At 53.8% G+C, this 21,766-nt stretch carries 23 protein-coding genes; 6 read left to right on the top strand and 17 right to left on the bottom strand.

The genetic code is table 11. The features are described 5' to 3' along the window. The first annotated feature begins 28 nt into the window (after positions 1 to 28). Positions 29 to 565, top strand: coding sequence for a hypoxanthine phosphoribosyltransferase (gene hpt / locus AC3WOK_RS13840; protein WP_008501948.1), 537 nt, complete (start codon positions 29 to 31; stop codon positions 563 to 565). Positions 566 to 624: 59 nt separating this feature from the next. Here the strand turns inward: hpt and can are convergent, their stop codons facing one another. Next, positions 625 to 1,287 carry a carbonate dehydratase gene (can, locus tag AC3WOK_RS13835; protein WP_013095615.1) on the bottom strand — a complete coding sequence of 221 codons (663 nt, stop codon included), beginning with the start codon at positions 1,285 to 1,287 and terminating at the stop codon, positions 625 to 627. 107 nt (positions 1,288 to 1,394) lie between these two features. Here can and AC3WOK_RS13830 point away from each other — a divergent pair, with 107 nt between their 5' ends. From AC3WOK_RS13830 to AC3WOK_RS13815, 4 genes are all read left to right on the top strand, one after another. Then, a complete protein-coding gene (locus AC3WOK_RS13830; protein WP_047346378.1) occupies positions 1,395 to 2,321 on the top strand; it encodes an ABC transporter ATP-binding protein in 927 nt (308 codons plus the stop codon). Then, entirely contained in the window at positions 2,318 to 3,088 is a 771-nt protein-coding gene (locus AC3WOK_RS13825; protein WP_023334536.1) for an ABC transporter permease, read from the top strand. The genes AC3WOK_RS13830 and AC3WOK_RS13825 overlap by 4 nt, the downstream gene beginning before the upstream one ends. 105 nt (positions 3,089 to 3,193) lie before the next feature. Further along, entirely contained in the window at positions 3,194 to 3,634 is a 441-nt protein-coding gene (locus tag AC3WOK_RS13820) for a PTS sugar transporter subunit IIA (RefSeq protein WP_047346379.1), read from the top strand. A gap of 61 nt (positions 3,635 to 3,695) precedes the next feature. Beyond that, positions 3,696 to 4,943 carry a polysaccharide deacetylase family protein gene (locus tag AC3WOK_RS13815; RefSeq protein WP_059310651.1) on the top strand — a complete coding sequence of 416 codons (1,248 nt, stop codon included), beginning with the start codon at positions 3,696 to 3,698 and terminating at the stop codon, positions 4,941 to 4,943. Position 4,944: 1 nt separating this feature from the next. Here the strand turns inward: AC3WOK_RS13815 and AC3WOK_RS13810 are convergent, their stop codons facing one another. From AC3WOK_RS13810 to thpR, 16 genes are all read right to left on the bottom strand, one after another. Beyond that, positions 4,945 to 6,018, bottom strand: coding sequence for a fimbrial protein StkG (locus AC3WOK_RS13810; RefSeq protein ID WP_492354681.1), 1,074 nt, complete (start codon positions 6,016 to 6,018; stop codon positions 4,945 to 4,947). Positions 6,019 to 6,042: 24 nt separating this feature from the next. Next, entirely contained in the window at positions 6,043 to 6,648 is a 606-nt protein-coding gene (locus AC3WOK_RS13805) for a fimbrial-like protein (protein WP_492354680.1), read from the bottom strand. A 29-nt stretch (positions 6,649 to 6,677) separates the two neighbouring features. Then, positions 6,678 to 7,235, bottom strand: a complete 558-nt coding sequence (locus AC3WOK_RS13800; protein WP_059310653.1) for a fimbrial protein — start codon at positions 7,233 to 7,235, stop codon at positions 6,678 to 6,680. A 24-nt stretch (positions 7,236 to 7,259) separates the two neighbouring features. Beyond that, positions 7,260 to 7,838, bottom strand: coding sequence for a fimbrial protein (locus AC3WOK_RS13795; RefSeq protein WP_059310654.1), 579 nt, complete (start codon positions 7,836 to 7,838; stop codon positions 7,260 to 7,262). Between the two features lie 13 nt (positions 7,839 to 7,851). Continuing rightward, the gene (locus tag AC3WOK_RS13790) at positions 7,852 to 10,422 is read right to left on the bottom strand and encodes an outer membrane usher protein (RefSeq protein ID WP_492354679.1); all 2,571 of its coding nucleotides are present in this window, start codon (positions 10,420 to 10,422) and stop codon (positions 7,852 to 7,854) included. Between the two features lie 65 nt (positions 10,423 to 10,487). Then, entirely contained in the window at positions 10,488 to 11,225 is a 738-nt protein-coding gene (locus tag AC3WOK_RS13785) for a fimbrial chaperone (RefSeq protein WP_059310656.1), read from the bottom strand. A 62-nt stretch (positions 11,226 to 11,287) separates the two neighbouring features. Then, positions 11,288 to 11,875, bottom strand: a complete 588-nt coding sequence (locus tag AC3WOK_RS13780) for a fimbrial protein (protein ID WP_059310657.1) — start codon at positions 11,873 to 11,875, stop codon at positions 11,288 to 11,290. A gap of 396 nt (positions 11,876 to 12,271) precedes the next feature. Next, positions 12,272 to 12,652 (bottom strand): aspartate 1-decarboxylase, encoded by a 381-nt coding sequence (panD, locus tag AC3WOK_RS13775; protein ID WP_006810068.1) that lies wholly within the window; start codon positions 12,650 to 12,652, stop codon positions 12,272 to 12,274. Between the two features lie 31 nt (positions 12,653 to 12,683). After that, on the bottom strand, positions 12,684 to 13,535 hold the full coding sequence (gene panC / locus AC3WOK_RS13770) for a pantoate--beta-alanine ligase (protein WP_492354678.1): 852 nt from the start codon (positions 13,533 to 13,535) through the stop codon (positions 12,684 to 12,686). A gap of 11 nt (positions 13,536 to 13,546) precedes the next feature. Then, positions 13,547 to 14,338, bottom strand: a complete 792-nt coding sequence (gene panB, locus AC3WOK_RS13765; RefSeq protein ID WP_492354677.1) for a 3-methyl-2-oxobutanoate hydroxymethyltransferase — start codon at positions 14,336 to 14,338, stop codon at positions 13,547 to 13,549. Between the two features lie 123 nt (positions 14,339 to 14,461). Then, positions 14,462 to 14,941 (bottom strand): 2-amino-4-hydroxy-6-hydroxymethyldihydropteridine diphosphokinase, encoded by a 480-nt coding sequence (gene folK, locus AC3WOK_RS13760; RefSeq protein WP_059311949.1) that lies wholly within the window; start codon positions 14,939 to 14,941, stop codon positions 14,462 to 14,464. Next, positions 14,938 to 16,335: a polynucleotide adenylyltransferase PcnB gene (gene pcnB / locus AC3WOK_RS13755; protein ID WP_072250697.1), complete on the bottom strand. Its 1,398-nt coding sequence runs from the start codon at positions 16,333 to 16,335 to the stop codon at positions 14,938 to 14,940. The genes folK and pcnB overlap by 4 nt, the downstream gene beginning before the upstream one ends. Before the next feature lie 42 nt (positions 16,336 to 16,377). Then, on the bottom strand, positions 16,378 to 17,268 hold the full coding sequence (gluQRS, locus tag AC3WOK_RS13750) for a tRNA glutamyl-Q(34) synthetase GluQRS (protein ID WP_063957493.1): 891 nt from the start codon (positions 17,266 to 17,268) through the stop codon (positions 16,378 to 16,380). A 59-nt stretch (positions 17,269 to 17,327) separates the two neighbouring features. Next, positions 17,328 to 17,783: an RNA polymerase-binding protein DksA gene (gene dksA / locus AC3WOK_RS13745; RefSeq protein WP_003829221.1), complete on the bottom strand. Its 456-nt coding sequence runs from the start codon at positions 17,781 to 17,783 to the stop codon at positions 17,328 to 17,330. A gap of 176 nt (positions 17,784 to 17,959) precedes the next feature. Continuing rightward, complete coding sequence (gene sfsA / locus AC3WOK_RS13740; protein WP_447855118.1) at positions 17,960 to 18,664, bottom strand: DNA/RNA nuclease SfsA; 705 nt, start codon at positions 18,662 to 18,664, stop codon at positions 17,960 to 17,962. Beyond that, positions 18,654 to 19,208 (bottom strand): RNA 2',3'-cyclic phosphodiesterase, encoded by a 555-nt coding sequence (gene thpR, locus AC3WOK_RS13735; RefSeq protein WP_059311945.1) that lies wholly within the window; start codon positions 19,206 to 19,208, stop codon positions 18,654 to 18,656. Before thpR ends, sfsA begins: the two co-directional genes overlap by 11 nt. A gap of 73 nt (positions 19,209 to 19,281) precedes the next feature. Here thpR and hrpB point away from each other — a divergent pair, with 73 nt between their 5' ends. Beyond that, a complete protein-coding gene (gene hrpB, locus AC3WOK_RS13730) occupies positions 19,282 to 21,711 on the top strand; it encodes an ATP-dependent helicase HrpB (RefSeq protein ID WP_447855119.1) in 2,430 nt (809 codons plus the stop codon). Positions 21,712 to 21,766: the final 55 nt, after the last annotated feature.

The following is a 21,766-nucleotide window of genomic DNA, read 5'->3' as shown; positions in this document are numbered from 1 at the left end:
TTTTCATTAAAATCATGTGGTTAGTAATATGAAACATACTGTTGAAGTGATGATCCCGGAAGCCGAGATCAAAGCGCGTATCGCCGAACTGGGTCGTCAAATCACCGAACATTACAAGGACAGCGGCAGCGAAATGGTGCTGGTCGGTCTGTTGCGTGGCTCTTTCATGTTCATGGCAGACCTGTGCCGTGAAGTGCATGTGCCACATGAGGTCGATTTTATGACCGCCTCCAGCTACGGCAGCGGCATGTCCACCACCCGTGATGTGAAAATCCTGAAAGATCTGGATGAAGATATTCGTGGCAAAGATGTGTTGATCGTTGAGGACATTATCGACTCCGGCAACACCCTTTCAAAAGTGCGCGAGATCCTAAGCCTGCGTGAGCCAAAATCTCTGGCTATCTGCACCCTGCTGGATAAACCTGACCGCCGTGAAGTGCAGGTGCCGGTCGAATTTGTAGGCTTCTCTATTCCGGACGAATTCGTCGTCGGTTACGGCATTGACTACGCGCAGCGTTATCGTCATCTGCCGTATGTTGGGAAGGTTGTGCTTCTGGACGAGTAGTGCGGCCTGGTGCCCTCACCCCAGCCCTCTCCCACAGGGAGAGGGAGAAAAACCCTGCTTTATTTATGGTTCACATGCTTAAGCTTGAGGTTGGCAATGCCCGAACGGTAACGCTGCTCCAGCGTTTCGCGGTTGGTGGCGGTCACTTCCAGATTGCGCAGCAGGCCATCGTGAATACCGTACGCCCAGCCGTGGATAGAGACCTTCTGTCCGCGCTTCCACGCCGACTGCATGATCGTTGAATGGCCCAGGTTATAGACCTGCTCCATCACGTTGAGTTCGCAAAGGGTATCCATGCGACGCTCCTGCGGCATTTCGCCCAACAGTGAGCTATGTTTGAACCAGATATCGCGGATGTGCAGCAGCCAGTTATCAATGAGCCCCAGCTCCGGGTTTTCAACCGCCGCCTGCACGCCGCCGCAGCCATAATGGCCGCAAATAATGATGTGCTCGACTTCCAGAACGTCAACGGCATACTGAACAACAGAAAGACAGTTAAGATCGGTGTGAATGACCAGGTTGGCGACATTACGGTGAACAAACAGTTCGCCGGGCTCGAGGCCGGTCAGACGCTCCGCCGGTACGCGGCTGTCGGAACATCCAATCCAGAGAAAGCGTGGGTTCTGAGCCTGCGCGAGTTTTCCAAAAAATCCGGGGTCTTCCTCCACCAGCATTTTTGACCATAGTGCATTGTTGCTGATGAGTGTATCTATGTTGTTCATGGAGGTTAGCGACCTGTAACCGAGTAATTGCGTTGCGCTACTATAGGGTAACCCGACTTTTAATGAAACCACACAACGCGTGTAAGAACTGAAGGTAAGTGAATTTCATGGCAATTGCACTGGAGCTTGAGCAGCTTAAAAAAACCTATTCGGGTGGCGTTCAGGCGCTACGCGGGATAGATCTTAAAGTAGAGGCCGGCGATTTTTATGCGCTTCTGGGGCCGAACGGGGCGGGGAAATCGACCACCATTGGTATTATCAGCTCGCTGGTCAATAAAACGTCCGGCAGGGTAAGCGTCTTTGGTTACGACCTGCAAAAAGATGTGGTGAACGCCAAGCGCCAGCTGGGGCTGGTACCGCAGGAGTTCAACTTCAACCCGTTCGAGACGGTGCAGCAAATCGTCGTTAACCAGGCGGGCTATTACGGCGTTGAGCGTAAAGAGGCCCTGGAGCGTAGCGAAAAGTACCTCAAACAGCTCGATTTGTGGGAAAAGCGCAACGAGCGTGCGCGCATGTTGTCCGGTGGGATGAAGCGCCGCCTGATGATTGCCCGTGCGCTGATGCACGAGCCAAAACTGCTGATCCTCGATGAACCGACGGCAGGTGTCGATATCGAACTGCGTCGTTCCATGTGGGGCTTTCTGAAAGACCTCAACGACAAAGGCACCACCATTATTCTGACCACCCACTATCTTGAAGAGGCTGAAATGCTGTGCCGCAATATCGGCATCATTCAGCACGGCGAGCTGGTGGAAAACACCTCAATGAAGAATCTGCTCTCCAAGCTGAAATCAGAAACCTTCATTCTCGATCTGGCGGCAAAAAGCCCGCTACCGAAGCTCGAAGGGTACCAGTATCGTCTCGTCGATACCTCGACGCTGGAAGTGGAAGTGCTGCGCGAGCAGGGGATTAACAGCGTGTTCTCGCAGCTGAGCGCGCAGGGTATTCAGGTCTTAAGTATGCGTAACAAAGCGAACCGACTGGAAGAGCTGTTTGTCTCTCTGGTGCACGATAAACAAGGAGACAAGGCATGACGCATCTTTACTGGGTCGCGCTGAAAAGTATCTGGGCAAAAGAGATAAACCGTTTTATGCGTATCTGGGTGCAAACCCTGGTGCCGCCGGTTATCACGATGACGCTCTACTTCATCATCTTCGGTAACCTGATTGGTTCCCGGATTGGTGAAATGCACGGCTTTACCTATATGCAGTTTATCGTGCCGGGCCTGATCATGATGGCGGTGATCACCAACGCCTATGCCAACGTGGCGTCGTCATTCTTTAGCGCCAAGTTTCAGCGCAATATTGAAGAGTTGCTGGTCGCGCCTGTACCGACGCACGTCATAATTGCCGGCTATGTCGGCGGTGGCGTGGCGCGCGGGCTGTGCGTGGGGATTCTGGTTACGGCGATTTCACTGTTCTTTGTCCCGTTCCAGGTGCACTCGTGGCTGTTTGTCGCGCTGACGCTGCTCCTGACGGCAATCCTGTTCTCGTTGGCCGGTCTGCTGAACGCCGTATTCGCCAAAACGTTTGACGATATTAGCCTCATCCCGACCTTCGTGCTGACGCCGCTGACCTATCTCGGCGGGGTGTTCTACTCCCTGACGCTGCTGCCGCCGTTCTGGCAGGCGCTGTCGCACCTGAACCCCATTGTCTACATGATCAGCGGTTTCCGCTTTGGCTTCCTCGGGATTACCGACGTGCCGCTGTTTACCACGGTGGCGGTGCTGGTGGTGTTTATCATCGCTTTCTACCTGCTGTGCTGGTATCTGATCCAGCGCGGACGCGGTCTGCGCAGCTAACCTTCTGCCCGGCGACATTCTGTTTGCCGGGCACTTTTCTTTGATAGTTATCACCGAAAGCCAATCTTCACTCCGCTAAACTACTTGCCTGCTAAGGAGAAAGTTATGCTGGGATGGGTTATCACCTGCCACGATGAACACGCGCAGGATATGCTGGACAAGCTTGAAGCCAGATTTGGCCCGCTGGTGCAATGCCGGGCGGTAAATTACTGGCGTGGGTTAAGCACCAACATGCTGAGCCGAATGATGTGCGATGCCCTGCATGAGACTGACACGGGTGATGGCGTGATTTTTCTTACCGATAAATCGGGCGCGGCACCTTACCGCTCAGCCGCCTTGCTTAGCCATAAGCATGCGTGCTGTGAAGTGATCTCGGGCATTAACTTCGCTCTGCTGGCGTTAATGTATCCACAGCGTGAATCATTAAGCAGCGCTGAGTTTCGCAATGCCATTGTGGCGCAGGGCGTTCCGGGCGTCAGCAGCTTGTGGCATCAGCAGCAAAAAAATCCTCCCTTTGTCCTGCTCCATGACTTGTATAAGAATTAAACATTGGTATTGATGTCTCATTTGTTACAATAGCGGCAGTTTCCCGCACCGATAAGACACCATGTTACCGCGTATTCTTTTCTTGCTTTTGATGCTCACTTCCGGCGTCAGCTCAGCCAGTTTACTCAGTCAGCAAACGCTGCCCGCCCAGTATATGCAAACCACCGAAGATGCGGTCATCTGGGCGCAGGTGGGGAACAGTGTGATCAATGTTGGCAACGTGCGCGCCGGGCAGATCCTCGCCGTTGTACCCGCTGCGGCGGACTACTACGAATTTCGCTTCGGTTTTGGTACGGGCTTTATCGACAAGGGGCACCTGGAGCCGGTTCAGGGGAAACAGCGCGTCGAGGACAGCCTTGGGGATCTCAATAAACCCCTGAGCAATCAGAACCTCATTACCTGGAAAGACACGCCGGTGTATAACGCCCCTTCCAGCGGCAGTGCACCGTTCGGCACTTTAAGCGCGAATCTTCGCTATCCGATCCTGAACAAACTTAAAGACCGTCTGAATCAGACCTGGTTCCAGATCCGCATCGGCAACCGCCTGGCGTGGGTGAGTAGCCTGGATGCCCAGGAAGATAACGGCATCCCGGTGCTGACCTACCATCATATTCTGCGTGATGAAGAGAACACCCGTTTTCGACATACCTCCACCACGACCAGCGTGCGCGCGTTCAACAACCAGATGGCCTGGCTGCGCGATCAGGGGTATACCACCCTGACGATGTATCAGCTGGAAGGGTACGTTCGTAACAAACTGAATTTGCCTGCCAAATCGGTGGCGATCACCTTTGATGACGGGCTGAAATCGGTAAGCCGCTATGCGTATCCTATCCTGAAAGAGTACGGCTTTAACGCCACCGCCTTTATCATTTCATCCCGTATTAAGGGGCATCCGCAGAAGTGGGATCCTAAATCACTGCAGTTTATGAGCGTTCAGGAGCTGAAGGGCATCCAGGACGTGTTTGATATTCAGTCCCACACGCATTTCCTGCACCGCGTCGATGGCAACAAACATCCGATTTTACTGAGCCGCAGCTACCACGTGATCCTCTTCGATTTTGAGCGTTCTCGCCGGGGGCTGGCGCAGTTTAATCCGCGCGTGCTGTATCTCTCTTACCCCTTTGGCGGCTACGACAGCAAAGCGATAAAAGCCGCGAACGATGCCGGTTTTCACCTGGCGGTGACAACGGTAAAAGGGAAGGTTAAACCGGGTGATAATCCGTTCTTACTGAAACGTCTGTATATTTTAAGAACGGATTCGCTGGAAACGATGTCGCGGCTGATCAGCAACCAGCCGCAGGGGTAAATTACTCGTAGGTAAACTGCAGGGTGCCGATGGCGCTGAACTGGCCTGAGGTGACTTTTTCTGAGCCAGATTTTACCAGGCGAGCGGTTAACGCTGAACTGAATAAGGCAATGGTTTTACCCTCCTCAACACTGAAGCTGTTGATGGTGTTTGGCACGATCTGGGTGTTGTTCGGCCACTTAATGAGAGCACCCACGCCTTTTGCAGCATTAGATGAGGCAGTATTCGCGAGTAATGAATCGTCGTTTCCGGTGGTTTTGCTAGTGGTTAACTTCATGGTGATTTTACGCGTGTTGGTGCAATTTCCGTTGATTCCGAAGAAAACACTTAACGTATTATTGTTCTCCAGATCGGAAACATTATATGTCCCCAAATCTACGCTTTTAGGAGCCGTGACCGTGCAGGTGGGTTTTTCTATCGGCGTCGTAAAAGCCATATTGGCTATGGTAATGGTTGCCTTGGGGTGATCGGAAGCAGATGCTTTAGGATCGCCAATGGTAAATTGCCCAATCGTTCCTCCTGCGGGGCCAACAGACATTACGTTTGCCGGAATACCGGCAAAACTGGGAAGCTGGTAAAATTCCACTGCGGCCTCCCATGGCTGGAGTGACAGTAACTCATCATGATTATTCATATGCAGCGTAAGAAACCAGCTCGTACTAGGAGCGAAATAAGCCGTGACCCCCGTGCCTGTCGTACGAAATGCCAGAGCATAAGCAATGCCGGTGACGTTGGTTTTGAATAACGCTTTACCGTCAACATTGCCGACCTGCAGGTTGGCCTGGGTCAGGGTAAAAATATTCTCGCCATCATCTCCAGCGCTGCAAAGGCTTCTCAGCAGCGGGCTCAGGTCAAGTGAATATAGCGAACTGATTTTGGTGGGAGCGGTCACGGTATCAACCGTTTTCAGCGTTGGTTTTCCGCCCGTAAAGTCGCCCACCGACCGCGTGTTGCCATTGTTAATCTGGCACTCAATATTCGCACTGGCGTGAAAGGCGCTCAGTGTTAAAAGTACAAATAACGCCATCAAGCGCTTAAAACGTGGGAAAGCTGTTGTCCCAGGACTCTGTGCCATTGTTATTCCTTGTGGCGTTGCCTGTTAGTTATATGTCACGCTGACCAATGCGTGCGCGGTGACTTTTCCTGCACTGACCGGGCCGTAATTTTGATAGCGTGCGTAAAATGAATAGTTTTTCAAATAACTCTGCTGGTCTGAGGGTACGGATATGTCTATTACCACATCAGACTCACCATTGTTATCAAGTACATTTTGGTTATTGGATTCTGAAAAAATAACAATACCCACGTTTTCAGCACCGCCGGCGAGGTCGGGCGTATCGTTATCGAATATCTGTTTTGAGATACCAACTGGTTGGGCTGTTTGCGGTTTAAAGGTAAAGTGCAGCGCCTGTCCGGAGCCGGAATCATCACCGTGACAATCAACGACCTGTACTGCAAAGCGCGTTCCCCCAGCGGACTCCTCCGGCTTAAGGCGATCGTTGCCGTCCGCTGTATAAAACCACGGTTTTCCGACGGTCGGCAGCGCCACGTTTCCATTATCTGCAATACTCACCTGGCACGTATTGTTGATGATGTTTGCCGTCATATCCATTTCCAGGTTTGAAGCAAAGCCTGCTGTGGAAAATCCCAGACAGAGGGCGAGCCATGACATTGCATTTTTTACGAGTAAGCGGGACTGGAACATCCTGAATAAGCTACCTGTCTGAATAAACATTATTGATAGGTTACGGTAAACGTCACTGGCGCACTGACCGAACCCGTGGTCACGTCAGAAATCGTTTTATCTTTCGCGATGACGATGCGCGCATCCATTTCAAAATCACCCGACCCGTTAGACAGGTTGAGGTTAGAAATGGGGGCAGTGCCGCAGCTCATAAGGGAGCCAGACTCGACAGAACCTTTCCAGATCTCAAAACCGACATCATGCCCGGCGGCATACGACGTCCCATTTTTGGCATTGCCGGTACATGACCCGCCTGCACCCGGCGCGGCCTGAATGGCGGCATTTTTTACCCCGGCACAGTTGGTGAAAGCGATTTTGAAGGCTTCTTGTCGGCTCTGGCTAACCAGGTCAGACTTAAACACGTCGCCAAACGGCAAAATGCTAATGGGGGCTCCGCTGGCATTTTGAATTTCCGCGTTACAGGTTCCCGCCTCAATGGTGGAGGTAAAGGTTGCCTGAACGCTCGTCGTACCCGTAATGGCGCTTAACGCAACGGAAGACAGGGGGGCGGTGATAGCAAGCACCAGTAATGTCATTTTCGTTTTCATGTCAATGCTCCGTATTGCTATCAGTTATTCATAGGTGAAGTTAAACGTTGCGATACCACTAAAATTACCGGTAGTGCCTTTCCCGCTTGCGGTTTCAACCAGCGTCGCCAGGAGTGAGACTTCCCCTGAACTTATCTCTCCGCTCGACCAGGTGAGGCGCTGACTATCGGTTGTGGAGTTGATGGTGAATGGGGCATCCGGGGTGGCGGTGCGGGAAATCGCGACGCCAATATGCTCCGCGCTGCCCTCACCAGAGAGTGAGTTCTGAATGGCCGTCACCACAGGACTGGCGTTGCCGCTAATGGTCGTTTTCAGCGCCGCGAGGCTGGAGGGACAAGAGACCATTTTGAGCTTAAAACTGGTCGTCGCTTTCGCATTTTTCAAAATGATGTAATCCAGGCGTACCTTACCGCTAGTGCCGATGGGAATAACATTGCTGGCGCCATCGCCGGTGCCGCCTTCAATTTTCATATCGCAGGTCGTGTCGCGAATATTAGCGGTAAAGGTAATATCGAGGTTATCAGCGTATGTGCCCAGGGACAGCACCATCAGCCCTGAACTCAAAATACGTAATCCTGTTTTTTTCCCAGCTTCAAAAAGCATGTTTTAACTCCCTCTATAATGCTGTGATGCGGCAGGTCTGGCTTGTTAACAGCGTTGTCGGACCAATCTTTTTCGCATCAGGTGTGATCTGGTAGGAGACGGTACAGGATGTGCCTGGCCCACTTCCCCAGATGATGTTTAGCATTCCTTTATCTTCAATTCCGCGGATCCAGGCTTGCCCGGCCTGGCCGACGCTACCCACGGATACGCCTTTCTCGGTTTGAACATCTGCACCCAGCGGAATAAAACCGTTATCGTCACGTGCGAGTTCCATTAACACCGAACGCCCTTGATCGGTCTCAAAGTTGACCAGCACAACGGCACCGCTGCGGGGCACCGTGGTGGAACGGGTATTTTTCACTTCAACATCAGAGCGCATATCACTGATATCCAGACCGACGCTGTTTTCACGGTAGGCTGACAGGTAGGGCATCAAGGCATAGCCTGAGGAGCCGATTTCACCGTTACCGATAGAGACGCGGGCGCCTTCTGCGCCTTCTGCCTTAATCAACGCGAGCGTATCGCTTTCGCTGATGCTGCCAGGCGCGAGTGTTACGCCGCCCGCGTGCAGAATCATCCCGCCGCTGTAGCTGGCAGAATATTGTCGCGTATCGTCATCCGATGTAGAGACGGAAAGGCTCAGCGGTCCGTGCGGGCCGTTGTAACTGCCGTAACCACTTAGCTGGTTTAACGTGTCGTCGTTACGGGTGGTGCTCTCAGTAATGCTGTAACTGAAGCGGTTATCTTCAGTGTTGCCGTTGGCACTGGCGTTGAAACTTCCGCTCCCTTTGAGATCGCTGCCGATGCCCATGTTGAGCGATGAGAACCCGCCTGCACGCTTACCGTTACCCATCAGCGTGTCGAATGGAATCGTGAGGTTCAGATAGACACTGTCATCTTTTTCACCGAATTCGTCGTAGGTGCGCTGCACGGAGAGGCTATAGCTTCCCCAGCTTAAAGAGTGACTATGGCCAATAGAGTACTGTGCTGATGAACTGCTTTCATTCCAGTAGTCCTGCCAGGTTGAGTTGGCATATAGCGATCCCAAATCGAGGTCGGCAATATTCAGCGGTTGGCTGATATTCACCTGGATCTGGTTTTTCATGCGCTGGAAGGTCTGATACACATCGCTGTTATTGCGATTAGGGTTACGCTCCCTGTCGCGGTATTTGATCTCATTGGTCAACGAAGCCGCGTCGCTCAGGCTGAGATAGTCAGACGTTGAAAAACGATAGGCTGCGACGTTGAAAGAGGTATTCGTCTCTTCCATGAGTTTACTGTAGGAGATGCGATAACTTTCCCCGGTGAGATGTCGTAAACCGTCGATCCTGGCATCAGAATGCGTGACATCAAAGGCGAATGCGCCAATTCCGGTGTTCATGGCAATACCCAACAATGCGGCGTAAAAATCGTTATCGGTGTATTCCAGGCCCGCATATCCCGTGAAGGTATTGGTTAAGCCATAATAGCCCGTGGCATATCCCACCTTTGGTGTGTCGCGCAGGCTGTCGTCACGCAGTTCACCCACGCCGACATCCCATCGGGAGTAGCCAGGGCGAAGCATTTGTGCGACGGAAGAATACGCGACCGAGAAGGAACGTTTGCTACCATCCGTTTCTTCTATAGTGACGATGAGATCGCTCCCGTAACCTGTTGTACTGAGATCCGTGATCTCAAAAGGACCCGGCGGTACGGACGTTTCGTAAATCGTATTTCCACTTTGGGCGATCGTGACTTTGGCATTGCTGTTGGCGACACCCCTGATCACCGGTGCATAGGTGGAGATGCCGTTGGGAAGCATGCGGTCATCGTTATATAAACGCGCCCCACGCAGGCTAATGGAATCGAAGGCGTCACCACGGGTGTAGGAATCTCCGGCGATAAACTGTGCTTTCAGCGGCGCGATATCACGCTGAAGATAAATGTCCTGACTGGCGTAGTGGGTACCGTCATCCCGATCCCAGTTCAGGTTACCTCGTGCCCTGAGTCGCCACGGCCCCAGGTTTGCTCCATATCTTAGACCCGCATAGGCTGTATCAGTACTGGCGTCAGGCGTGTCTGCATGCCAGCCGTTAAGATCCCAGGAGAGCATTGCCGCCGGGATCCCGTCTTCCCACAGAGAAGGATCAACATATCCCGCCGGACGCTGAATGACGAAAGCCTGAGGAATAGAGAGATCCAGCTCTTGTGTTGAAGGATCGTAAGTCACACGTGAGCCAGGATAAGCGCTCGACAAAGAGACACACGTGGAGTCGGACTCGTCCTTAAGCTGCTCGGTTGTTACATTTGTCTGGGTGAGTAGTTTACGAGTGATACAGGGGGTGGCGCGCGGTGTGCCATTATCTTTAAAGAGAAGATCCGTCATAACGGAAGTTTTTCCGTTAATAATCACCTTCACCTTATACGTTCCGGGAATTACAGGGTTGCCTTGTGAAAAGCGGCTAACGTCAATTGTTGTCCCCGTGTTATAAAGGAACTGATCGTTAAACTGTACGTCTTCTTCGTTGTTGTTTTCAGCAGCAAATGCACATAACGGCAATACCGCACTTATTGATAAACATAGTAGCGAACGTCTAAAGTGCATGATCAACTCTGTCCCAGAGCAAGTCGAATTATAATTCTTACGAATGATTGTGAGCAGATATGGAATCAGTTCTGTATAAACTCATACTTATCAATTCCACCGAAATCATTGATGGCTTGCCATGTTATTTTGCTGTTTCCAGATGCGTTGTAATTTTTCACATTCATTGTCTGGCTTGAGAACGGTTCAATATAATGCGTTTCAATATCGTAGCTTTTACCGCCTGAAATAAGCGTCGCGCTTGCCAGTGAAACATAATAAGGTGAGTCGTTTTTCGCACTTAAAACGATTTTTTGGTCTTGTCGGGTTTGAGTCCATTTAAGATTTTTGGCCGCGTCGGTCGGTTCTCCTTTCAAGCCGGTTGGCCGGAAAAACAGTTTAATGCGCGTTCGGAAAGCAAGCTGAAGCATGCTTTGATTATCGCTATCTTTAGCCTTAGGCGGTACTTCCAGCACGTTGAACCAGAACAGGGATTCTTTATCTTTTGGCAAAGCCTGACCAAGCCAGGTGATTCTGACGGTTTGCCCTTTTTGCGGTTCAACACGGGAAACGGGCGGCGTAACAATAAAAGGCAGTTTCAGCTCTTGAGGATTGGTAGTATCTCTTCCGTCGTCAAGCCAGGTTTGAACCAGTAACGGACGGTTGCCACGGTTATCCATCGACACCGTTACGTCTTTTGCTGATTCAGGATAAATGACGCGGGTACCAGATATCACAATATCTGCACTGGCGTTAAAAGAAAAAATGCTCACTGAGGCCAGCAGCAGGGTTTTTAATCCGCTCTTTATTTTGAGTAGATGCATGGATAATCTCATATGATACGAAAAATGTGCCCAACAGGGCACATTGACTGGACGGATAAAACTTATTCGTAGCTCATGGTGAAGTAAGCGTTGGCGCTGACTTTACCTGACTGTACAGGGCTGGTGTCTTTCACCCAGTTAGAACCTGGAACATAAGCCACGCGGTAGAACAGCTTACCGGATCCGGCTGTCAGGCTGGCTTTCTGAGTATTGTTGTCAGGCTGGCCTACCATAATGCGGGAGGTAACGGTTGGGGCATTGTTGAACAGAGCAAGCGCGACGTTTGTCGCTGAGCCTGCTACGCCTGCGTCTGGTTCAATGGTACCGTTTGCGATAGCGCCCATATTTTTTGACATAAAGCTTGCTGAAGCCGTGTTCAATGCGGCAGGGCAATTAGTCAGCAGTAATTCAAAATTCTTAGAGCCGACGCCGGTATCAACGGTTGTTGATTCAACTTCAGATTTTTTAACTACCGGTAAGGTGATGGTAATATTATTTTGCGCTTCACCGTTAGAGGTGGAGATATTACATGTTGTGTCAGTGACTGCACCATCAAAGGTGATTAACCCCAGATCGGTATCAGCGACTGCAGAAAAAGAACCCATTGCAAATAATGTTACAGCTGAAGCTAACAACGTTTTTTTTAACATAAATAAAATTCCATTTAAAATACGTTTTACTGATTTGATTTAAGCCAAATGATGATAGGGTTCTGTGTATGGATTGGGTATTTAAAATTGCTAAAACACTTTATTAGAAAAAGTGAATATTAGATAACTTATTGAAAATGATCTTAAAAAGCTGTTAAAGGAGCGGGATGATGAAGTTAATTGTCGTGCTAAAATATGTTTGGTGCGATTAAATTATAAATGGCAAAGATCATTCTCTGAAATGTATCATTCAGGGAAATGACTTTTTCAAAAGAGAAACTCAGTGAGAGAGGAGAAAAGGATAAATAAATACGGGATTATTCTATTTACAATGGTAAGAGAGGAGTATTTATTCTTGAAAGAAGCGGACCCTGCAGGGCCCGCTCCTCGTCGGAATCAAGCAACCTGCACCGGAATCGCCTTCGCGGTACGTTTCATGTCGTTGTCACCTTCAAAGTAGGCGACTTTAGGCTGCCAGCGGCGCGCTTCTTCATCAGACATCATCACGAAGCTGGCGATAATCACGATGTCGCCCACGTCCGCGCAGTGCGCAGCCGCGCCGTTAACGGAGATGATTTTAGACCCGCGCTCGGCAGCAATGGCGTAGGTTGAGAAACGTTTGCCGTTGTTGACGTTCCAGATATCAATCGCTTCGTTTTCAAGGATGCCCGCAGCATCAAGGAAATCCTGATCGATGGCGCAGGAGCCTTCATAGTGCAGGTCGGCCTGAGTGACTTTCACACGGTGAAGCTTACCTTGCAGCATTTTGCGAATCATTACGTTTACCTTTAATTATCAGAGGCGAGAACTACGCCAGCTCAACCACTTTATTATCAATCAGACGAGCCTGGCCAAGCCATGCCGCTACCAGGATCACTGCGCGTTTGCTGGTTTCAGTCAATTCCAGCAGCGTATCAGCATCACGAATTTGTACGTCGTCAGCGCGAAGGCCTTTATCGTTCAGCGCCTGTTCGGCGAGGGCGACGATCTCTTCGGCGGTCAGCTCTTTGGCCAGAAGCTGCTCCGCCATCGTATTCATGACCTTGCTTAAGCCCGGGGCGATTTTACGCTGGTCAGCGGTCAGATAGCCATTACGGGAGCTGAGCGCCAGCCCGTCTTTGGCGCGTACAATCGGTACGCCGACGATCTCAATATCGTAACCCATATCCGCCACCATCTTGCGGATTAGCGCCAGCTGCTGGAAATCTTTCTCACCAAAGCACGCGACGTCCGGCTGTACCAGGTTGAACAGCTTGCTGACGATGGTGGATACGCCACGGAAGTGGCCCGGGCGGCTGGCACCTTCGAGCATGGTAGAAATGCCCGGTACGTCAACGTAGGTTGCCTCTTCCGTCCCCTGAGGATACACGTCCGCCGGTGCCGGAGAGAAGACGATGTCCGCATGGCGTTTTTTCAGCTTCTCGCAATCTTCCTGCAGGGTACGCGGATAGCGCGCCAGGTCATCGGCGCGGTCAAACTGCATAGGGTTAACGAAGATACTGACCACCACGATATCCGCACGGGCTTTCGCTTCGTCGACCAGTTTCATATGGCCGTCATGCAGGTTGCCCATGGTCGGGACGAGTGCAATACGTTTACCTTCCTGACGCGCGCGACGGATATGCTGGCGAAGCAGCGGCAGGGTTTCAATGATAAGCACAACGAGACTCCTTAATGGAAACTGTGTTCTTCACCCGGGTAAACACCGGATTCAACGTCGGCAATATACTGCCTGACCGCGGCGCGCATGTCGCCCGCTTCAGTGAGGAAATTTTTGGCAAACTTCGGGATATGCCCGCCGGTGATGCCAAAGGCGTCGTGCATCACCAGAATCTGGCCGTCGGTCACGTTGCCAGCACCAATGCCAATCACCGGAATCGACAGCGCGTCGGTGATGCGTTTCGCCAGTTCAACCGGAACGCACTCCAGCACCAGCAGCTGTGCGCCTGCGGCTTCCAGCGCCAGGGCATCATCAAACAGCGTCTGGGCTGCGTCACCGCGGCCCTGCACCTTATACCCGCCAAAGATGTTGACGGACTGCGGCGTCAGGCCCAAATGGCCGCACACCGGCACGGCGCGCTCGGTGAGCATTCTCACCGTCTCCACCAGCCAGGCTCCGCCTTCGATTTTGACCATATTGGCCCCGGCGCGCATGACCGCTGCCGCATTGTCGAAGGCCTGCTCTGGCGTGGCGTAGGCCATAAAAGGCAGATCGGAAAGCAGCAGGCAGGCAGGCGCGCCGCGGCGCACGGCGCGGGTATGGTAAGCGATATCCTCAACCGTAACCGGGAGGGTGGAATCATGTCCTTGTACCGTCATCCCTAACGAATCACCGACCAGCATGACGTTGATACCCTCTTCGGCAAAGAGTTTGGCGAAGCTGTAGTCATACGCGGTGATGGTGGCGAAGCGTTTTTTTTCCTGTTTGCATTTCTGCAGTAAGGAGATGGTGGTTGGTTTCATACTGTTTCCTGATAGCCCAAAAGCGAATCTTTGCGCATTCTAACAGTAACATTCGAGGGAACAATGATTTTAGATAGTCTATTAGCCACAATTATTTCATGGCTAATGGGCAGAAGAACTGGCTTACCAGCGAGCGGGTTTTTCCGCGTGGAGTTTGTCCAGAATGTCCCTGAGCGGAATGCCGTCCGGGAAGGTGAGATCGGGGGCGACTTCAAACAGCGGCCACAGCATAAAACCGCGATTTTTCATGTCGTAATGCGGAACGGTGAGCCGTTCAGTGGTAATGGTCTCGTGTCCGAACAGCATAATGTCGAGGTCCAGCGTGCGCGGTCCCCAGCGTTCGGCTTTGCGTACGCGGCCCTGCTGCAGTTCGATGCGCTGGGTATTGTCCAGCAGCGTTTCGGCATCCAGAGCGGTTTCCAGCACTACGGCGGCATTGAGATAATCAGGCTGATCCTGCGGGCCCAGCGGCGGCGTGCGGTAGAAAGAGGAGACCGCGACGACCCGGCTCTGGGGGATCTCACCCAGCGCCTGAACGGCAGCATTCACCTGCTCCAGCGGAGAGGCTAAATTGCTGCCGATGGCGATATACGCGAGGGTCATGCAGTACCTTCACGACGCGGCGCGCGTTTGCGCGGACGACGGTGGCGGCGACGCGGTTCAGGCTCTTCGTCCAGCCCGGTAAGCATATCTTTCTGCTCTGGCGGTGCGGAAACCTGGAATTCGGCCCACCACTGCGTCAGACGCTGCAGCTCCTGGTTCCTTTCGATTTCAGCACGCAGCGACAGCAGGTCGAACGCGGCGCGGAACTTCGGATGCTCCATCAGCTTCCAGGCGCGCTTGCCCTGGCGACGCGACATACGCAGCTGAAGCTGCCAGATGTCGCGCACCAGCGTGGTAATTCGTTTCGGGATCGCCAGCGTACGGCATCCTTCGTCCAGCACGTCGTTTGCGGCCAGCGCGAAGGCATCATAATAGGCGAGCCCGCTCTCCTGGGTAATTCGCTGGGCCGTTTCCAGCAGCGGATACCAGAACATTGCCGCAAACAGGAACGCCGGGTTCACGCGCATGTCGTTGCGAATGCGGGTATCAGTATTTTTCAGCACCTGCGCAATCATCCGCTCCATTGGGCTGTCACCGCTTTCGGTGAAGTAGCGGGTAATGGTCGGGAACAGCGGCTGGAACAGGTTGTATTCACGCAGCAGATTATAAGTTTCAAAGCCGTGGCCGGCCTGCAGCAGCTTCAGCGCCTCTTCAAACAGGCGGGCAGGCGGAACGTCGTTGATAAGCGTCGCCAGACGCGGAATCGGCTCTGCCGTTTCCGGGCTGATGCGCATATTCAGCTTGGCGGCGAAACGCACGGCGCGCAGCATACGCACGGGATCTTCCCGGTAGCGCGTTTCCGGCGTGCCAATCAGGCGAATCAGACCCTCTTTCAGATCCTGCATGCCGCCGACGTAATCGCGCACGGTGAAATCCGCCACGCTGTAATAAAGGCTGTTGATGGTGAAGTCGCGACGCTGGGCGTCTTCTTCAATAGAGCCGAAGATATTATCGCGCAGCAGCATACCGTTCTGGCCGCGCTGTGACGTGGTGCGATCGGATGCGCCAGCTTCGTGGTGGCCGCGGAAGGTCGCCACTTCAATAATTTCCGGTCCAAACATCACGTGAGCCAGGCGGAAACGGCGACCAACAAGACGGCAGTTGCGGAATAATTTGCGCACCTGATCGGGCGTGGCGCTGGTCGTCACGTCGAAATCTTTCGGTTTTTTGCCCAGCAGTAAATCACGCACTCCACCGCCCACGAGATAGGCCTCGTAGCCCGCTTTATTCAGACGATAGAGCACCTTGAGGGCATTTTCACTGATATCTTTGCGGGAAATCGTGTGCTGCTCACGCGGAATAACCGACATGTGTGGCTGTGCAATAGCATCGTTCGCCATGCTCTCTTCGCGGCTTAGCACTTTACGGCAAAAATTAGCGACTCGGGTAAAAATGGTACACCTCGTAGTGTGTTTTGTTATGAAAAAAGCGGCTAATCATAGCTCAGCGCAACGCATTTGAGAATGCTGGATTTTTGGCACCGCTGTGAGCGTCCAGTGAGCCGTTGCCATTTTCAGCAGTTCGTCAATACGCAGATCCTGCCATTCGTTGGTTACATTCTGGTTGAGAAATCGCAGCGCGTCGATCAAAACAGGGCGCGGATCGCCCTCTGGCAGGGCAGGGGCGTGGTTCTGCTTCGACAGCTTACAGCCCTGCTCGTTGACCGCCAGCGGCAGATGAATGTAATCCGGTGCCGTCCAGCCAAACTGGTGATAAAGCGATATTTGTCGCACGGTAGGCTCAACCAGGTCCGCGCCGCGCACGATTTCCGTCACGCCCTGAAAATGATCGTCCACCACCACGGCCAGGTTGTAGGCGAACAGGCCGTCACGGCGGTGAATAATAAAATCCTCGCGTGCAAGACGCTCATCGGCGAGGATTTCACCGGAGAGTAAATCGTTAAAGCGCGTCACCGGGGAGCGCTGCTTGATACGTACGGCGGCATTTTCCGGGGGAAGATTCAGCGTGCGGCAGTGACCGTCATAGACCCCTCCCACGCTCTGAATACGCGCGCGAGTGCAGGTGCAGTTATAGGAAAGCCCCTGAGCGCTAAGCCAGGCCAGGCGTTCCCGATAAGCGTCGTGACGTTTTGACTGCCAGAGAATCTCGTCATCCCAGTGAAGACCGTAATGTTCCAGCTGACGCAGAATGGATTCTGCTGCACCGGGAACTTCACGCGGAGGGTCAATATCTTCAATGCGAACGAGCCATTTGCCCTGGCTGGCGCGAGCCTGCAGGTAGCTGCCGAGCGCGGCAATTAATGAGCCGAAGTGTAATTCACCGGAAGGAGATGGCGCGAAGCGCCCAATATAGTGTGATTCAGACATATCAACAGTAACAAGGCGGGAGAGACTCCCGCCTTTGGAGTGTGTAAACAGCGCTGGTGTTAACCGGCCATCTGTTTTTCGCGGATTTCGGCCAGCGTTTTACAGTCGATGCACAGATCGGCGGTTGGACGCGCTTCCAGGCGACGAATACCAATTTCAACACCGCAGGATTCGCAGTAGCCAAAATCTTCGTCTTCGACTTTTTTCAGCGTTTTCTCGATTTTTTTGATCAGTTTGCGTTCGCGGTCACGGTTACGCAGTTCGAGGCTGAACTCTTCTTCCTGAGCGGCACGGTCTACCGGGTCCGGGAAGTTAGCAGCTTCATCCTGCATATGAGTAACGGTGCGATCGACTTCATCCCTGAGTTGATTACGCCATGCTTCAAGAATACGCCTGAAGTGCGACAGCTGGGCTTCGTTCATATACTCTTCGCCCGGCTTCTCTTGATACGGCTCCACCCCAGCGATGGCGAGAATACTCAGGGACGATGTTTTACGGTTTTGCCCTTCTTGCATGTTGCTTCTCCTTAACACGCACTATCGATCCCCGTGTCGGGGGAAAAATCAGGTCGCTATAAATAGCAGATGCTTTTCCGGATGGCAATTATCTAAACGTAACACTTGACAAGCCTGTGAGGAAAAGCGTATTTGCGCACGCGGCCAGAACACTTAATCATCAATCGTCTAATCCCTTATAAGACAATGGGAAGAGAGGATCTCAGAGTCATATTATCGGCAGAAAGTTCCGCTTTATAAGCTAAAACCTCTACCCCCTGCTTTTGTGCCTCATTCAACAATTGCGCGTATTTAGGATCAATATGGCGGGCAGGGGAGAAACGTTCAATGGCTGAATGCAATACCGCAAACAGCAATACGGCGCGTTTGCCCGCCGCCGCAACACTCATTAGCTCTCGCAGATGCTTCTGGCCACGTAGCGTTACCGCATCCGGGAAGTAGCCATTTTCCTGTTCCGCTAACGTCACTGATTTTACTTCAATATAGCACTCAGGCCTGTCTTCCGCCTGTAACATGAAGTCAATTCTGCTGCCTTCATCGCCATACTTCACTTCGCTTTTATGCGTGCCATAACCCACCAGTTCGGGAAGGGTACCAAATGTCAGGGCTTCCTTAACTAATTGATTCGCGCGCAGGGTGTTAACGCAAATAAATGCCCCGTTTTGCGTTTCTGTCATTTCCCAGGTATGCGCATATTTGCGTTTAGTATTTTCTGAAGTGGAATACCAGACTCTGTCACCCGGCGTCGCACACCCCGTCATGGCACCCGTGTTGGGGCAGTGCAGGGTGAGCGGTACGCCTTCGGGCGTGATCACGTCGGCAAGGAAGCGTTTGTAGCGTTGGACCAGCGTGGCGTGTTGCAGGGGAGGATCAAACTTCATCAGAATTCCTTTCGGTGTTGCCCAGCGTCCAGCGCTGGAGCGGCGTATAGCGGGTGCGTCCCTGTGCAAAGACGGATTCGTAAAGCGCAAATTTATTGACCGGAAAAGCCCAGTGAAAACCCGGTGGCGGGATGGCAACGGCCTGACCGGCATCGCGCAGCAGCGTGATGTGCGGATGAAACGGCTGCGGGCTCTGATAGCAGCCGCTGCGTGCCGCCTGTGCGCGCAGCATATTTGCCAGCTGCAATAGTCCGCGCGGCGGCTGGCGGGTCCCCAGCCAGAGCACGCGCGAACGCAGCCACTGACCCGCGTCGTCGAGGTGCAGCGTAAATTCCGGCTGGGAAATTCGCCCGGCCATGGCGGCTAGTGCCCGCTGTTTTTCGGCGCTGACGTCGCCCAAAAAGGCCAGCGTCAGGTGCAGGTTAGCGGCCGCAACGGGGCGGCCTGCTTCCGGCGGGAAGTGTTCAGCACGCCAGCGAACAATTTGACGCTGTATTGTGGTGGGCAATTCAATGGCAAAAAACAGCCGTTTCGACTCAGGCATACGGGGGACTCGGTAATGATATGCGCCGATGCTACAATGTACGCCGACTAATGTTAACCCTCTGGAGCTGTTAGTGTCCTCATTGCCGGTCGCCGTTGTCCTTCCTGAGCTTCTCGCTGCCTTACGCCATGCCCCGCAGGTTTTGCTAAACGCCCCTACGGGGGCCGGTAAATCCACCTGGCTGCCGCTACAGATTCTGAAAGACGGGAATATCGGCGGAAAAATTATCCTGCTGGAGCCGCGCAGGCTGGCGGCGCGCAACGTGGCACAGCGCCTGGCGGAACTGCTGGACGAAAAAACGGGAGAGACCGTGGGGTACCGCATGCGCGCGGAAACCTGCGTGGGGCCTTCCACGCGGCTTGAGGTCGTGACCGAGGGGATCCTCACCCGCATGCTGCAAAACGATCCGGAGCTGACCGGCGTCGGGCTGGTGATCCTGGATGAATTCCACGAGCGCAGCCTGCAGGCGGATCTGGCCCTGGCGCTCTTGCTGGACGTGCAGCAGGGGCTGCGCGACGATCTTCGGCTGCTCATCATGTCCGCTACGCTGGACAACGAGCGGCTGCAGCAGGCGTTACCGCACGCACCGGTAATTAGCTCGGAGGGGCGGGCGTTCCCGGTCAAGCGGTGTTATCAGCCGCTGCCGGCTCATCAGCGTTTTGATGAGGCCGTGGCCATGGCAACCGCAGAGCTGCTGCGTCAGGAATCCGGTTCGCTGCTGCTGTTTTTACCCGGCGTGGGCGAGATCCAGCGCGTGCAGGAGCAGCTGGCCTCCCGCGTAGGCCGCGACGTGCTGCTTTGCCCGCTCTACGGTGCGCTGTCGCTGGCCGAGCAGCGTAAAGCGATCCTTCCCGCGCCTGCGGGTCAGCGCAAGGTGGTGCTGGCAACCAATATTGCTGAAACCAGTTTGACCATCGAAGGTATTCGCCTGGTGGTGGATAGCGCGCAGGAGAGGGTGGCAAGCTTTGACCCGCGTACCGGGCTGACGAAACTCCTGACGCAACGCATTAGCCAGGCGTCGATGGTGCAGCGCGCGGGCCGTGCGGGACGTCTTGAGCCGGGTATTTGTCTGCATTTGACCAGCGCGGAGCAGGCTGAACGCGCGGCGCAGCAAAGCACACCGGAAATTTTACAAAGCGATTTGTCCGGCCTGGTGATGGAACTGCTGCTGTGGGGCTGCCCGGAACCCGCTCAGCTGACCTGGCTTAATCCTCCTCCGGGCGTGAACCTTGCCGCGGCGCGCGCTTTACTGACCCAGCTCGGAGCGCTTGACGGCGAGCGGTTGTCATCCCGCGGGCAAAAAATGGCCGCGCTGGGAAACGAGCCTCGCCTGGCCGCCATGCTGGTGGCTGCGCAGGGAGACGATGAAATTTCTACGGCCGCGAAACTGGCAGCTATCCTTGAGGAGCCGCCGCGCGGAGGCAGTAGCGATCTGGCTCAGGCCTTTTCGCGCAGTCAGGGGAACTGGCAGCAGCGGGCGCAACAGCTGTGTAAGCGCCTTAACAGCCGCGGCGGCGTGCCAGACAGTGAGAGTATCCCATGGCTGCTGGCGCAGGCGTTTCCGGACCGGATTGCGCGTCGGCGCGGGCTGGACGGACGCTATCAGCTGGCAAACGGCATGGGGGCGATGCTGGACAGCGATGACGCCCTGACGCGTCACGAGTGGCTGATTGCGCCGCTCTTGCTGCAGGGAAGTCATTCCCCGGATGCCCGTATTTTGCAGGCGATTGCCGTGGATATCGACGCCCTGACGCACGCGTGTCCGCAGTTGCTCCAGCAGTCCGATATCGTCGAGTGGGATGATGCACAGGGTACGCTGAAGGCATTTCGTCGTCGCCAGATAGGTAAACTGACCCTCGGGACGAAGCCGCTGGCGAAGCCGTCGGAAGAAGAGCTGCACCAGGCCATGCTGAACGGTATCCGGGAAAAAGGGCTCGGCGTGCTGAACTGGTCGCCAGAGGCGGAACAGTATCGTCTTCGCCTGCACTGTGCCGCGCGCTGGCTGCCGGAGTATGCCTGGCCCGCGGTGGATGATGAAACATTGCTGGGCTCTCTGGAGCGCTGGTTACTGCCGCAAATGCAGGGCGTTCACTCGCTTCGGGCGCTGAAAGCGCTTGATGTTAAGGTCGCGTTACAGAATTTACTCGACTGGTCATTACGTCAACGTCTGGATAGTGAACTGCCAGAGCATTACACTGTGCCGACCGGAAGCCGGATTGCCGTTCGTTATCACGAGGATAATCCGCCGGCGCTGGCGGTACGGATGCAGGAGATGTTTGGGGAGGCCACCACGCCGTCTATTGCCGAAGGGCGCGTTCCGATGGTGCTTGAGCTCCTGTCGCCTGCGCATCGTCCGCTGCAGATCACCCGCGATCTGGGAGCGTTCTGGGCGGGAAGCTACCGTGAGGTGCAAAAAGAGATGAAGGGGCGCTATCCCAAACACGTCTGGCCGGACGATCCGGCGAATACGGCACCGACGCGGCGGACGAAGAAGTATTCGTAATGCAGGGAAGAGGGGAGTGCGGCCTGGACAGTGCGGCCTGATGCCCTCCACCCCG

This window comes from Enterobacter sp. FW301-JW81, from assembly GCF_058788735.1.
Note: the sequence above shows the minus strand (reverse complement) of the source record. Positions and strands in the feature narration are given on the sequence as shown.